The sequence below is a fragment of the Mesorhizobium sp. M8A.F.Ca.ET.021.01.1.1 genome, from assembly GCF_003998025.1.
In the GTDB taxonomy this organism is placed as follows: domain Bacteria; phylum Pseudomonadota; class Alphaproteobacteria; order Rhizobiales; family Rhizobiaceae; genus Mesorhizobium.
In genome coordinates this window covers 1-1060 of record NZ_RZSJ01000981.1, presented here as the reverse complement: position 1 = coordinate 1060, position 1060 = coordinate 1, and the positions used below count along the sequence as shown (strand labels likewise).

1 protein-coding gene and 1 pseudogene are annotated in these 1060 nt (G+C 62.1%); one reads left to right on the top strand and one right to left on the bottom strand.

Translation table 11 applies throughout. The features are described from left to right. Positions 1-579: pseudogene (locus EOA36_RS36015) on the bottom strand (M23 family peptidase); the annotation flags it as partial. Positions 580-830: 251 nt separating this feature from the next. Between EOA36_RS36015 and EOA36_RS37890 the strand changes: the two are divergent. Further along, a partial coding sequence (locus EOA36_RS37890; protein ID WP_245464569.1) for a hypothetical protein occupies positions 831-1060 on the top strand: 230 nt, incomplete at its 3' end.

Genomic DNA, 1060 nt, shown 5'->3' with positions numbered 1-1060 from the left:
CTCGAGCGGGAAATCGACGGTCTTCAGGCTCATCTCGCTTTCGACCTTGGCGCCGTAGATCTGGCCGGAAGCGGCGGACGCCGCCGCCGCCGGCTGTGCGGCGGCGCCGTCGTCGCTATCGTTGCCGAACACCTGCATCGGGTCGAAGGGCGGGTAGGGCCGGCTAGTGGTGTGCCCGGCGGCGAGCGCCATCTTGATCTGCACGAAAGGCATGGTGTGGATGACATCGCGGTCGCCGACCTTGGTAACCATCGACACTTCCATGCGACGACGGTCCTTGGCCTTGGCAATCTGGCGCGGCGCCACCAGCCTGGTGGTCTTGGCCACTTCGCCGGAATCGCCATTGCTGGCGAGGCCAATCAGTTCGGCGATCTCTGGTGGGGTCGCCAGTTGCTGGCGCCCGTCTAGGGCGGCAAACAGCGCCACGCCCATCAGCACGCTCGAGGTCACGCCGGTGAGGAATGTTCCCGACAGCCAGCGCGCGGAAACCTCACGCCGATCGGGCGGGCCGCTGCGGCCATCCGCGATAAGCGGCGGCTCATTGCCGAGTTCGGCTATGACATCTTCCGTATCTGGCATCCAGAAAGGCTGCTTCTTCCCCGGGCGGGACGGCTTGTCGCTTTTGTTGTGGCCATGACATTTGCCTGTCACGGCAGGTTAAGTCAACGAAGCCTCGGGCCCCGGTCGAATTCCCCTCGTGCACTTCTCTTATAGAGCGCTCTGAAAAGCGGGCGGCGTGCCTTCATTCATAAGACTCCCGCGCGCGCCCCTTCGAGGCTCAATAAAGACGCCATTGCACGGCTGTGCTTGCGCCTCTCTTGTTGGCCTTGGTGTCGAACGGCAATGCGGCGGCAATAGGGCTCCTTCGTGGCCGTGGCCTCCTGTTATCCCCTGTTCCCCTGGGGCAGTCGGCTATCCACAAAGCGTGCCCAAAATTTCTGTCGCAAAAAGTTCAAAAACTTTGCGAAGGTGTGTTGACAGTTTTGGTAGGTGGCGACTATATACGCCTCACGAACGAGGGCGGTGCGCCGCTGGCGACGAAGAAGTTTGCTTCTAAGAC